Below are 16,891 nucleotides of genomic sequence, written 5' to 3' on the forward strand. Positions count from 1 at the left end.
GCTCGCGAACGGCTTTGCTAACGCACTGCTACACCACTTCAGGGGACACGACCGCTGACATGCTCACCGGCCGTTTTCAAAGCAATCGGAATCACGCTGGTACCGTCGGCGTACGCGCAGGCGCAGGAACGCGTCTGGAATGGTACCAGCAACAGTTCCTTTGACACTTCCGCAAACTGGGTTGGAAACGACATCCCCGATACAGCGGGTGAAAGCGCGCTCTTCGATGATACCGGTGTCGCCAACACGACGGTTAACGCCAATGTCGACAGATCTTTTGACAGGCTGACCTTCGACGGAGCAACCAGCTATACGATCGGTGGATCGGCGAATTTCACCTTGTCCGAAGGCATCGTCAACAACTCGAGTGCGGATCAGCTGATATCCATTGGAAGCCTGAGCGGGGATGGCGGCATCGTTCAGAACGGAACCGGAACACTCAGGCTTGACTTGGGAAGTGCATCCTACACCGGAAACACCGTTGTAAACTCAGGCACGCTTCGCGCGTTTGGCTTCGCAGGCGCAACGCCGCTCGGTGACAAAACCCTGGTTCTTAACGGCGGGACACTCGGCAATGTCGGTGCATTGGGCGGTTCAACCGATCTTTTCCTCTCGATAGACAACGAGGTCGACATCAATGGTGACATCGGCATCGACATTGAGGGTAGCTCAGGCCGGGTGCAGCTTGACGGCAATGTCGATCTTGGTGCGGACACGCGTGTCATCACCGTAACCAGGGATAGAAGTAATCCGTTTTTTGGTGACTTTTCCGTGTATGGAACGATCTCCGGAACCGGCGGCGTGACCTATGTGACAAACGGCAACGGCGCGGAGGTCGTCTATGGCGGGTCTGGCGGTAACGCCAATACTATACCGGCTTGACGACGGTTGGAGCGGGGGTAGACCTCAGGTTGCTGAGATTTGACTCCGCCACCTTTGACGGTGTCACGACGATTGCGGGTGACCTTACGATCGATGAGGGCGGAGAGGTCTCTCTGAGCGCTGACAACCAGATCGCCGATACAGCGACTGTCATTGTCAACGGCACCCTCGACGCTGAGTTCAGCGCGGCGGAAACCATCGGCAATCTTCAAGGGAGCGGATTGATTCGTGGGGAAGGCTTATTCTTTGGCACCTCTTTCGCGCTCACCGTAAACCAAGGCACCTTCAGCGGCAAAATCGAGGATGGACTGTCCCCTACAGCCGAACTTGAACTCACCAAGGACACGGCCGGTACGCTGCTTCTTTCGGGCGACAACAGTTACAGCGGCAAGACGGAGATCAAGGCGGGCACGCTGCAGATCGGCGCGGGCGGCAGCACGGGAACGCTCGGCACGGGCAACGTGATCAATCACAGTGCACTCACCTTTGACCGGAGCGACACGATCACCGTTAACAACCTCATCTCGGGCAGCGGCGTGGTCAACAAGCGCGGTTCAGGAACACTCGAACTGACCAACGGCGGCAACAGCTATACCGGCGGCACGACCATAGACGGAGGCACGCTGCGCATCGGCGCGAGCGGTGCGACCGGCGATGGAACGCTGACGGTCCTCGGCTCGACGATCAGCTATGCCGACGGGGTCGAGGAGGCAAACCCGATCGACCTTCAGGCCGATGTCGACCTTGAGGTCCTGGCCGGTGACAGCGCAACCCAGTCAGGCGTGATCGGGGGCAGCTTTGGCGTGACCAAGACCGGCTCCGGTACGCTGACGCTGACCGCGGCGAACAGCTACACCGGCTCAACAAGGGTGAGCGACGGGCGGTTGCACGTGAATGGCTCCGGAACGCTTTCTTCGGGCGCTGTCATCATTGATGGCGGAACGCTGTTCACCGATGGCGGCGCGCTTTCGGCAACTGCGGGCGTCACGGTGAATGTCGGAACGTTTTCCGTCGGGGGCAACGAGACAATCGGCATGCTCACCAATGCCGGCACGATCAACGTTCTGAGCGGCGATGTGGCGGTGACCGGCAACCTCAACAACCAGGGCACGGGCGTGCTCAACGTTTCGGGCGGGAGCATGACCGGGATTGCGACACTGAGGAACACGTCAAGCGCGGGGACCGGCATTGCTGTCGCGGCGGGGCGGACGCTGTCGGCGGACACGATCATCAACACGGCGGGCGCGACCCTCTTTTCCGACGGAACGCTGAACGGAACCGTCCGGAACAAAGGTGCTCTGAACGCTTCCGGCAGGATCAACGGCACGCTGACGAATGCCGGAATGTTCTTTGCCGGCGGCAGCGGCAATATTGCCATGACCACCGTCGACGGTGATTTCGTGCAGACGGCTGCCGGCTCCCTCATCATCGATGTCGACGTGGCAAGCGGCACCAACGACCTTCTTTCCATCACCGGCACCGCCGATCTTGCCGGGACGGTGGACCTCAACCTGACCGGTGTCGACCCGCTTGGCTTCTTTACCGTTTTGTCGGCGGCGGGCGGCGTGACAGACAGTGGTCTTACACTCGGCGGCCTGCCCGTCCTGACCAATCCGCTGGCGCGACTGGAACTGGTCTTTCCAAACGCCCATGATGTGGCGTTGAGCTTCACGTTCGATACGGCGGCCGGCTCGTTCAATTCGAACCGGGCCAATATCTTGAACAATATCAACGCCATCAATATGGGCGCTGTTGGCGAGGTCGGTCCAACCATCGCGGCACTCTTCGGTCTTGGCTCGATCGAAGACACGGCCTACGCCCTCGATCAGCTGTCGCCGGAGATCGTCCTCGACACCGAGACGGCAGCCCTGTTTTCCGCAGCGAATTTCATCAACGACCTGTTCTCCTGTCCGGTTCTGGGCGGCGCCCACGCCTTCATCCGCGAGGGCAACTGCCTTTGGCTTCGCCCGCAAGGCCGCATTCTGGAAATGGACAGGACATCGCAGCAGATCGGCTTTGAGGAGCGCGTCGGCGGCATTTCCGCCGGCGGTCAGTACGAGGTCCGGACCAATTGGCATGCCGGTTTTGCCATCGGGTATGAGCACGGAAGCCTGGAAACAAACAGCGGTGCAAGCTCCAAGAGCGACCGCTTCCACGCAGGCGGCGCGCTGAAGTATCGGCATGGTGCGATGATGATCGCAGGCGCCGTCTCCGGCGGCATCGGCACCTATGACACGACAAGAAACGTCACCTTTGGCGGACTTGGCGCGGCCAATACCGCAGACTACGACATCAACCATGTCGGCGCACAGCTGCGCGCGGCCTATCTGGTGGAGCGAGGCGATTACTACGCCAAGCCGCTGGTCGATCTGAACCTGACATATCTTGACCGTGGCGGCTTCACGGAGAGCGGCAATCCGGCGACGGCCCTCTCGGTCGGCAGCGGCAGCGATACCTATCTGTCGGTGACGCCGGCAATCGAGGCCGGCGGCGACCATGCGCTGCCGTCGGGCTGGACGGCGCGCACTCATCTCAAGGCGGGCGTGACCTTTTATTCACAGGACCAGAACACGCTGACAGCGCGCTTTGCCGGCGCCCCCGCGGCCGCGCCGAGCTTCCAGATCACCTCGGAGCTCGATAATATCTTTGCCGACCTGGAGGCGAGCGTAACACTGCTCTCCGATAACGACACGTCCATTGAGTTTGGCTACGAGGGCCGCTTCTCGTCCAATACCAGCCAGCAAGGGGGCTTCATCAAGGGCGCGTTGAGATTTTAAACGCAATCATTGGTGCCTGCGCGATATCCCGGACGATACGGAGATTCGGCGGCGCTTAAAGCCTTGAAATGTGATCGGTGAGCAGATCGAAGAACCCGTCGGCGTCGACATCGCGGATCACCAGCGCGTTGTGGGGGCGGTCGGTGACCTGCCACCAGTCGATCACCGTCATGCCCTGCGTGAGGGGTGATGCCGTTTCGATCTCGACATTGCAGTACCGTCCCGAAAAGAGCTCCGGCCGCAGCAGCCAGGCGATCACCGTGGGATCGTGCAACGGGCCGCCGTCGGTGCCGTATTTGTGCTCGTCGTAGCACTCGAAGAATTCCAGCAATTCGACGACGGCTTTCGACACCGGCGTTGCAAGTCTGCCGATGGCATCAAGCCGCTCGCGCGTCGTCAGCACCTTGTGGGTGACGTCAAGCGGCATCATGACGATCGGAATGCCGGAGGAAAACACCATCTCCGCCGCTTCCGGATCGACATAGATGTTGAACTCGGCCGCGGGCGTCACATTGCCGCCTTCGAAAAAGCCGCCGCCCATGAGCACGATCTGCCCGATGCGCTGGGCAATGTGCGGTGCCTGCTGAAGGGCGAGGCCGATATTGGTCAACGGGCCGAGCGCGCACAGGGTGACCTCGCCCGCGGGCTCGGCGAGCAGCGTCTCGACAATGAAATCGACCCCGTGCAACGGCTGAAGCGGCATGTCGGGCTCGGGCAGTTGCGGGCCGTCAAGGCCGGTTTTGCCGTGAACATATTCGGCTGTCACAAGCGGCCGCTCCATGGGCGATTTCGCCCCGGCATAAACGCGCGTGCCCGGCTTGCGCGCCAGTTCGCATATCTTGCGGGCGTTCTTCCCGGTGAGTGCCAGAGGCACATTGCCGGCCACCGCCGTGATGCCCAGTACATCCAGCCTGTCGCTTGCCAGCGCCAGCAAAATGGCCACCGCATCGTCCTGGCCAGGATCGGTATCGATAATGATTTTAAGGGGTTCGCTGATTTCGCCGGGCACATCTTCCTCTTTCCGACAGGGACTATGCGCTCGGAGCCGGAGAACCGCAATATGCTTGCGAAATCAAATTTACACCCCATATAGTCCTAAAGGTCGGGTGCTGCAGTCAGGCCCGCCAACATGTCGCTTGAAACCAAGGACAGGATGGAAAAATGTCGCGTATGACACCTTTTTCGAGCCCGCTTCTGCTCGGCTTCGACACCATGGAAAAGACGCTTGAGCGTATCGCCAAGGGAAGCGACGGGTATCCTCCTTACAATATCGAGAGACTTCCCGCTCGCGATTCGCAGGGAGAAACACTGCGCATCACCCTGGCCGTTGCCGGATTTTCACAGGCCGATCTGGACGTGAGCGTTCAGGAGAACCAGCTCATTATCCGCGGACGCCAGGTCGACACGGAAGATCGCGAGTATCTTCATCGTGGCATCGCCGCGCGCCAGTTCCAGCGTGCATTCATGCTGGCCGACGGCATGCGCGTGCTGAGCGCCGATCTCAAGAACGGACTGCTTGCCATCGATCTGGTCAAACCGGAGCCGGAGCGCCAGACCAAGCGGATCAACATCTCGATCAAGGACTGATGCGGATCAGCTGACCGGCAAACCGTTCCATCCCGTGCCGGCACCGGCCAGGGTGGCGGCATGATTCCCGGAAGGAGGACAGGACCATGGGCTTTGAAAGCAAAATACAGATCACCAAGGACGAACTGGCGCATCTGGGCGCCGGACAGGTCGGATACATCCGCAAGATCAGCTCCGACGAGGTTCAGGAGCGGTTTCCGGGCGTTCCCAAGATGGAATCCGGTATCGATCTTTGGGCCTTGTTCAACGCGGACGGCACGCCGCTGTTTCTGAGCGACAACCCGTCGACCGCCTATGTCAAGGCCGCCGAGGGTGAGATCGACCCGGTGAGCGTGCACTGAGCAAACCACGCTTTAGAGCATCGGCCGTTCGCGGGTTTTTCAGCACGTTGCCGGCGAATTCGGTCAGGCGGCGTTGGAGGCCGGGGAAGCGGTCAGGAACGCATAGATCGCCGCGTCCGATTCGGTATCGCGCAGCTTGGTGACAAGCTCCCCGTCGCGCAAGACGCGGGCTATGCGCGACAGCGCCTTGAGATGATCGGCCCCGGCGCCCTCGGGCGCAAGCAGAAGGAACACGAGATCGACGGGCTGATCGTCCAGGGCCTCGAAATCGACGGCCTCGGGCAGCCGCGCAAAAACACCGATAATATCATTGATCGTGGTCAGTTTTCCGTGCGGGATCGCAATCCCGTTGCCGACGCCGGTCGAGCCGAGCCGCTCGCGCTGCAGAATGACATCGAAAATCTCCCGCTCGGACAGTCCGGTGACCTGCGCCGCCTTCGCCGACAGTTCCTGCAGAAGCTGCTTTTTCGAATTTACCTTGAGTGCAGGCAGTATTGCGTCCTGTACAATCAAATCCGCAAGTGACATCGCCAGTTCCTCGAGTATCAAAAGTGTATTTGGCCAACGGCGCGCTTTGCCGTCGGCGATCTGAGTTGCGTCTAAGACTTGATGTCGGCCGTATCGATCCAGCCGATGTTCCCGTCGGTTCGACGATAAACAACGTTCACTTCGTTGTTGCCGGCATTACGAAACACAAAAACCGGATTATCGGTCATATCCAGCGCCATGACAGCGCCAGCCACCGTCATGGTCTTGATGATCTTGGAGGACTCGGCGACGATTGCCGGTGCGTAGTCCTCCGGGACTTCATCGTCGTCATGCGGGACCGAATCCATCACCCGATAGGCCACTTCAGCGTTATTGGCATGATTTCCCGCATGGTGGTCTTTCAAGCGCCGCTTATAGCGCCGCAGCCGCTTTTCCACCCGCTCGGCCGCCGCATCGAAGCTGGCCTGCGGTTCCTGCGCCTGTCCCGTCGCCTGCAACGAGGCGCCGGTATCGAGATGCACAAGACAATCGGTCGAAAACCGCGAACCGGACTTTTCGACGGTGACCTGACCCGAAAACCCTCCGTCGAAATATTTGGAAACGGCGTCGCCGATCCGGTCTTCAATGCGCGTACGGAACGTTTCACCGATTTCCATGTGTTTGCCCGAAACGCGTACGCTCATTCTTACAACCCTTTTCCTCGATTTCGCCGCAGTCTATGCGAGTCTGTCACGCCATCCAAGCCGAACGACGTTCAATTTGATGCTCCGGGGACGCGGCTGTGCAAAACGTCTATGCCCGTTTCACGCGCATATGGGGCCTTCTGGCCAGCGGACGCCGGGGCTTTAAGGCGAGTTGTCGCGATTGTCAATGCACACAAATCCATCAATCCTGGCCGTTTCCGGCCGTGCTCGCCCTAAAGGCCTGAAATATAGGCCATTCGTGGCGTTCGACCAGCTTTGTCCTATTGCCGGCCCGTGCCAGCGCCCGCTTCTCACGCCGCCGCTGCACCGACGATGCGATGTTCATGGCCTCGCGGTATTTGGCCACCGTCCGGCGGGCGATATCGACCCCGTCCGCCTGCAGGAGGCCGACAATGACATCGTCGGACAGCACCTTTTCGGCCGTTTCGCCGTCGATCAAACGCCGGATCCGATGGCGCACGGCCTCAGAAGAGTGGCGGTCTCCCTGGTTTGACGCCGCAATCGCGGCCGTGAAGAAGAATTTCAGCTCGAACAGGCCGCGAGGGGTGGATATATACTTGTTGGACGTGACGCGGCTGACGGTCGATTCATGCATGCCGATCGCATCGGCCACCGATTTCAGCGTCATAGGCCGCAGATGCTGGACACCGCGGGACAGGAACTCGGTCTGCCGCCGGACGATTTCGCCGGCCACCTTCATGATCGTGCGGGCACGCTGATCGAGACTTCTTGTCAGCCAGTTGGCGTTTTTGAGGCACTCGTTGAGATATTCACGGTCGTCGGCGCTCTGGCCCGGAGCCGCGGTGACCCGCGCATAATAGCTGCGGTTGACCAGCACCCGCGGCAGCGTCTCCGCATTGAGCTCGACGGACCAGTCGCCGCCGGACGCGCGCCGGACGATCACATCCGGTATGACGGCCTGAATGTGCGCCGTATCGAAGCGGTTGCCGGGTTTGGGATCGAGAGCCCTGATCTCCGCCAGCATGTCCACGAGATCGGCCTCATCCACACCGCACAGCTTCCGCAGGGCCTTGAAATCGCGACGGGCCAGAAGATCGAGGTTTGCAACCAATGCCTCCATGGCCGGATCAAGCCTGTTCTTCCTGCGAAGCTGGTTGGAGAGGCACTCCGACAAGGAGCGCGCAAAAAGCCCGGCCGGATCGAAACCCTGCAGGGCGATCACGACGGCCTTGACCGACGCGGCATCGGTATTGAGCTGTTCGGCGGCCTGCACCGGATCAAAGTCAAGATAGCCGGCCGCATCCAGATGATCGGCGATATGGGCGGCAATCAGGCGCTCGCCGGGATCGGAAAACGTATAGGTGATCTGCTCGTTGACATGATCGCGCAGGGTCGGCGGGTGGGCGGAATAGCCATCCGGATCCTGGAATGTGTCCGAGGCCGGGCTCGCCGCGCCCGGCATCGATTTCCACTGTGACGCCAGTTCGGGCGCGTCGGGCGCCACCGGGCCGCTGTCTTCGGGAAAGACGTCTTCCTGGGCGGCGTCGAGACGGGCCGATATCGCACCGCCGTCCTGATCGAGTTCCTCGCTGAACCAGTCGCCCTCGCCATCCCCGGCCGGCTCCGGCGCATGCGGTTCGGCCTGCCCCGCGCCATCCGGCAAAGCGGCATCGGCCGCCTTTTCCAGGAGCGGGTTCTTTTCAAGTTCACGCTCGATATACTGCTCAAGCTCGGTGTGCGTGAGTTGCAGCAGCCGGATGGATTGCATCAGCTGCGGCGTCATCACCAGCGACTGGCTCTGACGGGTCTGTAGCGAGGCCGAAAGCGCCATGGAACCGAATACCCCTACTCACACTGTTCCGGCCAAGACCGGCTCAGGCAAAAACTGGCCCAAAAATTGCTTTTTGGCTGCAAATGTCAAGCGTGTTATCGAAAACGGTCCGGTCGGGCGGCCCTAAAGCTGGAATTCTTCGCCCAGATAAAGCCTGCGGACGTCGGCATTTGCGACGATGTCGTCCGGCCTGCCATGGGTCAGGACCTTGCCCATGTGAATGATATAGGCGCGGTCGATCAATTTCAGGGTCTCGCGCACATTGTGATCGGTTATGAGCACACCGATGCCGCGCTGCGTGAGATGCCGCACCAGCGCCTGAATATCGGAAACCGCGATGGGATCGACGCCGGCGAAAGGCTCGTCCAGAAGCATGAACGTCGGATCGGAGGCCAGCGCGCGGGCGATCTCCAGACGCCGCCGCTCGCCGCCAGACAGCGAGATGGACGGCGCTTTGCGCAGATGCGCGATGCCGAACTCCTCCAGAAGCTCGTCAAGCTTCGTTTCACGCGCCGCCCTGTTCGGCTCCACGACCTCGAGCACCGCACGGATATTGGCCTCCACGCTCAGGCCGCGAAAAATGGACGCTTCCTGCGGCAGATAGCCGACACCGAGGCGGGCGCGGCGATACATCGGCAGATGCGTCACGTCATTGCCGTCGATAAGGATCGTGCCCTCATCAACGGGAACCAGACCCGTGATCATGTAAAAACAGGTCGTCTTGCCGGCGCCGTTCGGCCCCAGAAGCCCGACCGCCTCGCCGCGGCGCAAGCCCAGAGAAACGCCGTTGACGACACGGCGCGACTTGTAGGTCTTGGTCAGATTGCGGGCGACCAGCGTGCCGTCATAGCGATCGGCCTCGCTGTTTTCGCCCAATTGCCTGTTGCCGGCCGACGCACGCGCGCCGGTTTCACCGGATTTTCCTCTGAACATTGCCGAAATATACGCCAAAGCCGTTCGAGTCCTAGGCTGCCATAAGGAATTTTCGCATGAAACGCGCGCTTCTACTGATCCAGATTTCTGGATTTGGGATCGAGTTGAATGCGCACACGCCTGCCGCAGCTCTCGAGCTTTGCTTCGCCCGACTTCATGAAGACCACCAGCTTGCAGCCGATGAACACATTGTCTCCCTCGGAGAGCACAACACGCTCACCCGAAAGCTCGACAATCTCCGTCTTCATGTCGAAGGTGCCGCGGTCCGCGGTCGCCTCCTGGTTTTCGGAGCGTATGTAAACCTTGCCGCCGACATCGATGCGGTCGATGCGCGACGTGCCTGTCGTGGCCGAACCGCCATCGTTGGCGTAGCGAACCGTCATCTTGCCGGCCTGCATCATGGTCTTGCCCTGCACGACCTTGACGTTGCCGGTGAATGTGGCGGTGCCTTTCTCGTCCTGCACCTTCAGTTCGTCGCTTTCGATCTGAATGGGCTGATCGCCCGACAGCGCAAGGCCCTCCAGGCGGCTTTGGGCCACGTCCTGGGCATGCACGGCACCCGGCAGGGCGACGATGCCAAAAAAGGCCATGCAAAGGATGTTGGGCAGGGCCGCCCGGAGGTTGGAGAACATGAACGCCGTCCTTCGCAACATGCGTGATTCAGTTGATGTCATTGCTCGATTCAGAAGCCGACGTCACCGCGCCGGGCTTGATCGTCAGGCGCACACCCTTGTTGAAGGTGACGGTCGCGCCCTTTTCCTCAACGCTCACCGATTGCGCGACGAGCGTCGCCTTGTCGGTCGAGATTTCGACCGGCTGGTCGGATGTCAGACTGTCCGCCTTGATATCGATATGGGCGGAGTTCAGCTTTGCCGTCATGCCGGACTCGGTCGTGACCGAAAAGGGCTGGTCGAACGTCAGCAGCTCGCCGTCGCGGTCAAAAACGCCGCTGAGCGCGCTGAGAATTGCAACCTCGGACTCACCGAACGGGAAATCGGCCACGATGTCTTCAAGCCGGATGAGCGACGGCGTCGATATGTCCTGAACCGCGCGGGTCGCCGCAACCGAATAGCTCTGGTCCTCACCCAACTGGCCGGTCATCACCGGATTGCTCATGACGATCTTGCCGCCCGAGAAGGCGGCGTGATCGACGGAGGCCCCTTCCGGCAGGGCGCGGGAAATCATCGTCGATCCGACGAAGGCGGCGACCGCGAACGCCGTCGCCACGGGAAAGACGAATTTGAGCATGCGGACCCGTCTCGAGTGGCGAACCGCAGCCGCATAGCTGTTAGCCGCCCGAACGCGCCGCTGCGCAATTGCCGTCGCCTTGCTCATATGGTCCCTAAATCCCCCGGCCCTGAAGCCGGCCCACGCTGCTCAACTGCGCCCGACCGAGTGCCGGGCTGAACCTAACATATGGTGCCGAGCGCTTATAGGCCCAATGTGGTGTTAATGTGCATCGCAGCGATTAAAGTTACGTTTTTTGTCAATTTGCAATTTCTTGTTACGGGCGCGGACATCAATCTGCTATCTCAGTGATCAAGAATCAGCCCATAGACGCACGCAAACGGGACCTTGCAATGGATCACTCTGGTATAGCCGACCGCCGCCGGCTGCGGCGGAAACTGACCTTCTGGCGCGTCTTCGCCTTTGTCGCCGTTATCGCGGGCATTGCGGCCCTGACGATGAGCGGCACCACATCCGATCCGATTGGCGGAAAGTCCGCCGATCACGTGGCGCGGGTGACGATCTCCGGAATGATCCTTGACGACAACGAGCTGCTCGAGCGGTTCGAGACCATCCGCAAGAGCGACCGCGCGAAGGCGCTGATCGTGCGGCTGGAATCTCCGGGCGGCTCGTCTTTCGGGGGCGAGGCGACCTATCGCGCGGTCCGGGCGATCGCAAAGGAAAAGCCGGTCGTTGCCGAGGTTCGAACGCTGGCCGCGTCCGCTGCCTACATGATCGCCTGCGGAAGTGACTATATCGTCGCCGGCGATACATCGATCGTCGGCTCGATCGGCGTCCTGTTCCAGTATGCGCAGGTCGGCGACCTTCTGGAAAAGGTGGGCGTCTCCATCGACGAGATCAAGTCCACGCCGCTCAAGGCCGAACCTTCGCCGTTTCACGAGGCGAGCGATGAAGCCAAGGCGATGATCCGCTCGATGGTGAACGACTCCTATAACTGGTTCGTCGATCTTGTGGCCGAATGCCGCGGCCTGACGCGCGCGCAGGCCCTGCAGCTTGCCGACGGCAGCGTCTTCACCGGACGCCAGGCAGCCGACAACGGCCTTGTCGACGTCATCGGCGGCGAGACGGAAATCAGGACCTATCTGAACGAAAAGGGCGTGTCCGACTCGCTGAAGATCGTCGAATGGGAAAGGCGCAAATCACGCGGCGAACTGCTCTTCGGCAGCGCGCTGATCAGACTGATCGCCGCGCTGCAGGGCGACGCAATTCCCTTCGCGGACCGGTTTCAGGACCTGATTGATCGCAAGTTGTTCCTTGACGGCCTTGTTTCTGTTTGGCAATTTGGCTCCACAGAACAATAGCACGGATGAGGGGAACAGCCGTGATCAAGTCGGAGTTAGTGCATATCATTGCCGCCCGCAATCCGCATCTGTACCACCGCGACGTGGAAAACATCGTCAATGCGATCCTTGACGAGATCACCGATGCGCTGGCGGACGGCAACCGGGTGGAACTGCGTGGGTTCGGTGCGTTTTCGGTAAAGAACCGGCCGTCGCGGTCAGGGCGCAACCCCCGCACCGGAGAATCGGTGTTTGTCGAGGAAAAATGGGTTCCGTTTTTCAAGACCGGCAAGGAACTGCGCGAGCGGCTCAACCCGGACGGTTGACGGCCGCTGCGGCCTCTTGATGCAGCGGCATCACACGACCATCTAATTCTGGCGCTCAGCCGCTTGCGATGTTAAGCCATGCGCAAAGCCAAATTGCCCGCGGGCCGCCGGCCCGGGTTTCCGGGGTTCAGATGTCATGACAAGAAAACTCGTCAACGTCCTCATTCTTGTTCCGATCGCGATCGTCCTGATCGTCCTGTCGGTGGCCAACAGGAACGCGGTCACGCTCGCACTCAATCCGTTCGATCCGGCCGATACGGTTCTGTCGGTCAGCGCGCCATTTTTCGTATTTCTTTTCCTCGCCGTGATGGTCGGGATGGTGATCGGATCGCTCGCCACGTGGTTCAAACAGGGCAAATACCGCAAGAAGGCCCGGGTCGAGGCCCGCGAGGCCGTGCGCTGGCACACGGAGGCGGACCGCCAACGCGAACGGGCCGAAGCCGTATCCGGCGGCAATTCCCTGACGTCCGCGTAAGGCCCCATGAGGATCATCACCGCCGAAGAGATCGACCGGCTGCTCGACTTTCCGGGGCTGATCGACGCGCTTGCCGACGCGTTTCGCGGCGGCGTCGAGGCACCGGTTCGCCACCATCACACCATTGCCCGGCCGCAAGGCGCCGACAGCACGATGCTTCTCATGCCGGCCTGGAGCGACTTCAGCCAGGAAAACATGGCGGCGGACGGGTTCATGGGGGTCAAGATCGTGACCGTCAGTCCGGACAACAACACGATCGGCCTGCCCGCCGTTATGGGCGTCTACCTCCTGTCCGACGGCAAGACCGGCGCGCCGCTGGCCCTGATCGACGGGCAGAAGCTGACACTTTGGCGCACCGCGGCCGCCTCAGCGCTTGCCGGACGCTATCTGGCGGCCGCGTCGGCCAGCCATATGGTCATGGTCGGCGCCGGAAAGCTGGCGCCATATCTCATCCGCGCGCACGCCGCCATGCGGCCGATCAGCCGCGTTTCCGTCTGGAACCGCAACATCGGGAACGCCGAACGGCTCGCGGACGACCTGGCGGATGAATCCTTTGACGTCACCGTTTGCGAAGATCGCGCCGCGGCCATCAGGGAGGCGGACATCGTCAGCGCCGCGACAATCAGCCGGGAGCCGCTCGTCGAAGGCGCCTGGCTGAAACCGGGCGCGCATGTCGATCTCGTCGGCGCCTATGCGCCGGATATGCGCGAAAGCGACGATGAAGCGGTGCGCCGGGCCACCGTGTTTGTCGACACGTTCGGCGGCGCCCTGAAGGAGGGCGGCGATGTGACGCAGCCCCTGGAGACGGGCGTCATCGACCGCGCGAGCATCGTCGCCGAGCTCGCGATGCTGTGCCGCGGCGAACACGCCGGGCGCCGCACGGACGACGAAATCACGCTGTTCAAGTCCACCGGCGCGTCGCTCGAGGATTTTGCCGCCGGAATGCTCGTCTGGCAGCGCTGTGGGGGCAACGCCGCCCGTAACTGATGAATTCGGCAGACCGAGCGGAGACATTTGTACCGCTGCAAGGTTCATCGTGCTTGTCATCGGACCCGCAGGCCGCGAAAAAACTTGACAAAAAAAGTCTGAAAACCTAGACGGATGCTCGTAAAATTTAACATGATTTTTCCGGTCATGAAATCATGTGGCCGGCCGTAAAGGGAGATGCCGATAATGCGCCTGAAGTACACCCATCTAGGTCTCGCCGGAGCCGTCCTGCTTGCTTCGACACCGCTTGCATTCGCCGATGGCGAGCTGAATCTTTATTCCTCGCGCCACTACGACACGGACGAACGCCTTTATTCCGATTTTGAGGAAATGACCGGTATCAAGATCAACCGGATCGAAGGCAAAGCCGACGAACTGATCGCCCGGATGGAAGCCGAAGGCAGCAACAGCCCGGCCGATGTTCTCCTGACGGTCGACACCTCGCGCCTCGAGCGTGCAAAGGCAGCCGGCGTTCTGCAGCCGATCGAGTCCGCCGTTCTGGAATCCCGTCTGCCGGCCTATGTTCAGGATGACGACAACAACTGGTTCGGTTTCTCGCAGCGCGCGCGCATCCTCTTCTACGACAAGAACGATGTGTCCGAGCCGCCAATGTCGTACCAGGATCTCGCCGATCCGAAATACAAAGGCCAGATCTGCATTCGCTCCTCGTCCAATGTCTACACGCAGACGATCACCGCCGCTCTGATCGAGCATCTCGGTGAAGACGCGGTCAGGGGGTGGGCTGAGGCCGTCGTCGGCAACTTCGCCCGCTCCCCGCAGGGTGGTGACACGGACCAGCTGCGCGGCATCGTCTCGGGTGAGTGCGACATCGCGATGTCGAACACCTATTACTTCGCCCGCGCAATCCGCAAGCCGGTTGACGGCGTGTCCGACAGCATCGAAATGATCGGCTGGGTCTTTCCGAATCAGGACTCCGTCGGCGCCCACATGAACCTGTCCGGCGGCGGCGTCGCGGCGCATGCCCCGAACAAGGAAAATGCGATCAAGTTCCTTGAGTACCTCGCATCCGACCAGGCGCAGCAGTATTTCTCGGCCGGCAATGACGAATATCCGGCCGTGCCGGGCGTTGCCATCAGCCCGTCGGTCGCGCAACTCGGCTTCTTCAAGCCGGACGATGTCGATGCATCGGCAATCGCATCGAATATTCCGTCGGCGCAGAAAGTGCTTAACGAAGCCGGCTGGGAATAGACTTCCGGCGGCGAATTTGAGATGTGCATCGGGCCCCCTTGCCGACCGGCTTAAGGGGGCCCGATGGCTATTGGCAAACGAGCGCCAGTGGCGCCAGCCGACCTGATCGGACCGCGAAGAGAACTCCGGGAGAATAAAACCTGCCAGCAATGACGGCACAGCCTGATACGGGTCTGTCCCGGAAGCCCCGGTTCCGCATCGCGGAGCGGGTCCTTTATGGCGGAGCGGTTGCTGCCGCCCTTTTGTGCTTGTTGCCGATTGTCGCCGTGGCGATCGCCGCCGCGCTCGGAACCACCGACACCTTGTCCCACCTCATCGATACCGTTCTCGGGCGATATACGATGACAACACTGATCCTTGTGGTTCTGGTGGCCATCGGCACCGCCGTCATCGGAACCGGAGCGGCCTGGCTGGTCGTCATGACCCGCTTTCCGGGCGTGCGCATGTTCGAAGTCGCGCTGGCCCTGCCTTTTGCCTTCCCCGCCTATGTAATGGGCTACGCCTATACCGACTTCCTCGATCATCCGGGCATCGTTCAGACAACGCTGCGATCGCTGATGGGCTGGGGTCCGAGGGACTACTGGTTTCCCGAGATCCGCAGCACAGGCGGTGCCGCACTGATGCTGATTTTGGTGTTTTATCCTTACGTCTACCTGCTGGCGCGGGCGGCCTTTCTGCAGGAGTCGGCGACAGCCAATCTCGCCGCGCGGACGCTGGGCCGCGGTCCCTGGGGCGCGTTCTGGAAGGTGTCGCTTCCTGTTGCGCGGCCGGCGATTGCCGGCGGCGTGCTTCTTGCCGTGATGGAGACAATCGCCGATTTCGGAACGGTCAGCTATTTCGGCGTGCAGACATTCGCGACCGGAATATATACGAGCTGGTTCTCATTCGCGGACCGCGGCGCCGCGGCCCAACTGGCCCTTTGCCTTCTGGGTTTTGCCCTGCTGCTGGCGGTGTTGGAACAGATCCAGCGCGGTGCGGCGCGCAATTACGGCGCAGGCAAGCGGTTTGAACGCCCCGATCCGGTCGTGCTGACCGGCTGGCGGCGGTGGGGCGCGGCCGCTTTTTGCGGGTTTCCGGTGCTGTTCGGCTTCCTGTTGCCGCTTGTCGTGCTCTTCGAGATGGGCATCGGATCGGAGCAGGATCTCTTCTCCGACCGGTATCTCGGCTTCATCCGCAATTCGATCGTCGCGGCCAGCGCCGCGGCCGTCGTGACCGTGGGAGCGGCGGTCCTTATCGCATCCTATCGGCGTCTTCGCCCCGGCCGCCTTGCGGCGGGGTGCGATCACATTGCCAGGATCGGCTATGCGGTGCCCGGCGGCGTGATCGCAGTCGGCCTTCTGGTGCCCTTCGCAGGTCTCGACAACTGGATCGATCACCATATGGAAAACTGGTTTGGCGTATCGACCGGCCTGATCTTCACCGGAACGATCACGGTATTGGTGATGGCGTATATGGTCCGGTTCATGGCGGCCGCGCTCAATGCCTATGACGGCGGGCTGGTGACGGTTCATCCGCATATGGATGCGGTTGCCAGGACACTGGGCGAGTCGCCGGTCGGCATGCTGCGCAAGGTGCATTTGCCGATTCTCCTGCCTTCGGTGCTGACGGCACTCCTCATCGTGTTCGTCGATGTGATGAAGGAGCTTCCCGCAACCCTCATCATGCGGCCATTCAATTTCGATACGCTGGCCGTGCAGGCGCACCGGCTTGCCGCCGATGAACGGCTTGACGGCGCCGCGGTTCCTTCACTGGTAATCGTTGCCGTCGGTTTGCTGCCGGTCATTGTCCTGTGCCGGACGCTCGTGCGCCGGTCCACCGGCGCCGGGGCGCGCTTTGTGAACCAGACGCATTGAGCCGATTC

Annotated in this window: 17 protein-coding genes; 10 read left to right on the forward strand and 7 right to left on the reverse strand. The window is 61.2% G+C overall.

The genetic code is table 11. The features are described 5' to 3' along the window. Positions 1-339 precede the first annotated feature (339 nt). Positions 340-882 (forward strand): autotransporter-associated beta strand repeat-containing protein, encoded by a 543-nt coding sequence (locus tag AC5E6N_RS12250; protein ID WP_491748077.1) that lies wholly within the window; start codon positions 340-342, stop codon positions 880-882. 29 nt (positions 883-911) lie between these two features. After that, entirely contained in the window at positions 912-3,659 is a 2,748-nt protein-coding gene (locus tag AC5E6N_RS12255; protein WP_491748078.1) for an autotransporter outer membrane beta-barrel domain-containing protein, read from the forward strand. 55 nt (positions 3,660-3,714) lie between these two features. Here the strand turns inward: AC5E6N_RS12255 and AC5E6N_RS12260 are convergent, their stop codons facing one another. After that, entirely contained in the window at positions 3,715-4,656 is a 942-nt protein-coding gene (locus tag AC5E6N_RS12260) for a nucleoside hydrolase (RefSeq protein ID WP_491748099.1), read from the reverse strand. Between the two features lie 164 nt (positions 4,657-4,820). Between AC5E6N_RS12260 and AC5E6N_RS12265 the strand changes: the two genes are divergently transcribed. Further along, entirely contained in the window at positions 4,821-5,246 is a 426-nt protein-coding gene (locus AC5E6N_RS12265) for an Hsp20 family protein (protein ID WP_491688215.1), read from the forward strand. 86 nt (positions 5,247-5,332) lie between these two features. Next, positions 5,333-5,587 (forward strand): BQ00720 family protein, encoded by a 255-nt coding sequence (locus tag AC5E6N_RS12270; RefSeq protein ID WP_491748079.1) that lies wholly within the window; start codon positions 5,333-5,335, stop codon positions 5,585-5,587. 63 nt (positions 5,588-5,650) lie between these two features. On the opposite strand, the gene ptsN is transcribed toward AC5E6N_RS12270, so the two are convergent. The 6 genes from ptsN to lptC form a co-directional block, all read right to left on the reverse strand. Beyond that, on the reverse strand, positions 5,651-6,115 hold the full coding sequence (gene ptsN / locus AC5E6N_RS12275; RefSeq protein ID WP_491748080.1) for a PTS IIA-like nitrogen regulatory protein PtsN: 465 nt from the start codon (positions 6,113-6,115) through the stop codon (positions 5,651-5,653). 71 nt (positions 6,116-6,186) lie between these two features. Further along, positions 6,187-6,759: a ribosome hibernation-promoting factor, HPF/YfiA family gene (hpf, locus tag AC5E6N_RS12280; protein ID WP_491688212.1), complete on the reverse strand. Its 573-nt coding sequence runs from the start codon at positions 6,757-6,759 to the stop codon at positions 6,187-6,189. A gap of 202 nt (positions 6,760-6,961) precedes the next feature. After that, positions 6,962-8,572: an RNA polymerase factor sigma-54 gene (gene rpoN / locus AC5E6N_RS12285; protein ID WP_491748081.1), complete on the reverse strand. Its 1,611-nt coding sequence runs from the start codon at positions 8,570-8,572 to the stop codon at positions 6,962-6,964. 123 nt (positions 8,573-8,695) lie between these two features. Continuing rightward, complete coding sequence (lptB, locus tag AC5E6N_RS12290; protein WP_491748082.1) at positions 8,696-9,505, reverse strand: LPS export ABC transporter ATP-binding protein; 810 nt, start codon at positions 9,503-9,505, stop codon at positions 8,696-8,698. 71 nt (positions 9,506-9,576) lie between these two features. Next, positions 9,577-10,137: an LptA/OstA family protein gene (locus AC5E6N_RS12295; RefSeq protein ID WP_491748083.1), complete on the reverse strand. Its 561-nt coding sequence runs from the start codon at positions 10,135-10,137 to the stop codon at positions 9,577-9,579. Positions 10,138-10,165: 28 nt separating this feature from the next. After that, positions 10,166-10,840: an LPS export ABC transporter periplasmic protein LptC gene (gene lptC / locus AC5E6N_RS12300; protein WP_491748084.1), complete on the reverse strand. Its 675-nt coding sequence runs from the start codon at positions 10,838-10,840 to the stop codon at positions 10,166-10,168. A 245-nt stretch (positions 10,841-11,085) separates the two neighbouring features. On the opposite strand from lptC, the gene sppA reads away from it, so the two are divergent. The 6 genes from sppA to AC5E6N_RS12330 all read left to right on the forward strand — a co-directional run bounded on the left by sppA (position 11,086) and on the right by AC5E6N_RS12330 (position 16,883). Continuing rightward, positions 11,086-12,054, forward strand: coding sequence for a signal peptide peptidase SppA (gene sppA, locus AC5E6N_RS12305; RefSeq protein ID WP_491748085.1), 969 nt, complete (start codon positions 11,086-11,088; stop codon positions 12,052-12,054). A gap of 20 nt (positions 12,055-12,074) precedes the next feature. After that, on the forward strand, positions 12,075-12,359 hold the full coding sequence (locus tag AC5E6N_RS12310) for an integration host factor subunit beta (RefSeq protein ID WP_267992256.1): 285 nt from the start codon (positions 12,075-12,077) through the stop codon (positions 12,357-12,359). Positions 12,360-12,495: 136 nt separating this feature from the next. Next, positions 12,496-12,834, forward strand: a complete 339-nt coding sequence (locus AC5E6N_RS12315; RefSeq protein ID WP_491748086.1) for a DUF1049 domain-containing protein — start codon at positions 12,496-12,498, stop codon at positions 12,832-12,834. 6 nt (positions 12,835-12,840) lie between these two features. Then, on the forward strand, positions 12,841-13,821 hold the full coding sequence (gene lhpI / locus AC5E6N_RS12320) for a bifunctional Delta(1)-pyrroline-2-carboxylate/Delta(1)-piperideine-2-carboxylate reductase (RefSeq protein WP_491748087.1): 981 nt from the start codon (positions 12,841-12,843) through the stop codon (positions 13,819-13,821). Between the two features lie 186 nt (positions 13,822-14,007). After that, positions 14,008-15,030, forward strand: a complete 1,023-nt coding sequence (locus tag AC5E6N_RS12325; protein ID WP_491748088.1) for a Fe(3+) ABC transporter substrate-binding protein — start codon at positions 14,008-14,010, stop codon at positions 15,028-15,030. A 149-nt stretch (positions 15,031-15,179) separates the two neighbouring features. Continuing rightward, positions 15,180-16,883 (forward strand): ABC transporter permease, encoded by a 1,704-nt coding sequence (locus AC5E6N_RS12330; RefSeq protein WP_491748089.1) that lies wholly within the window; start codon positions 15,180-15,182, stop codon positions 16,881-16,883. Positions 16,884-16,891 lie beyond the last annotated feature (8 nt).

The sequence above is a fragment of the Hoeflea sp. genome (genome assembly GCF_984452065.1).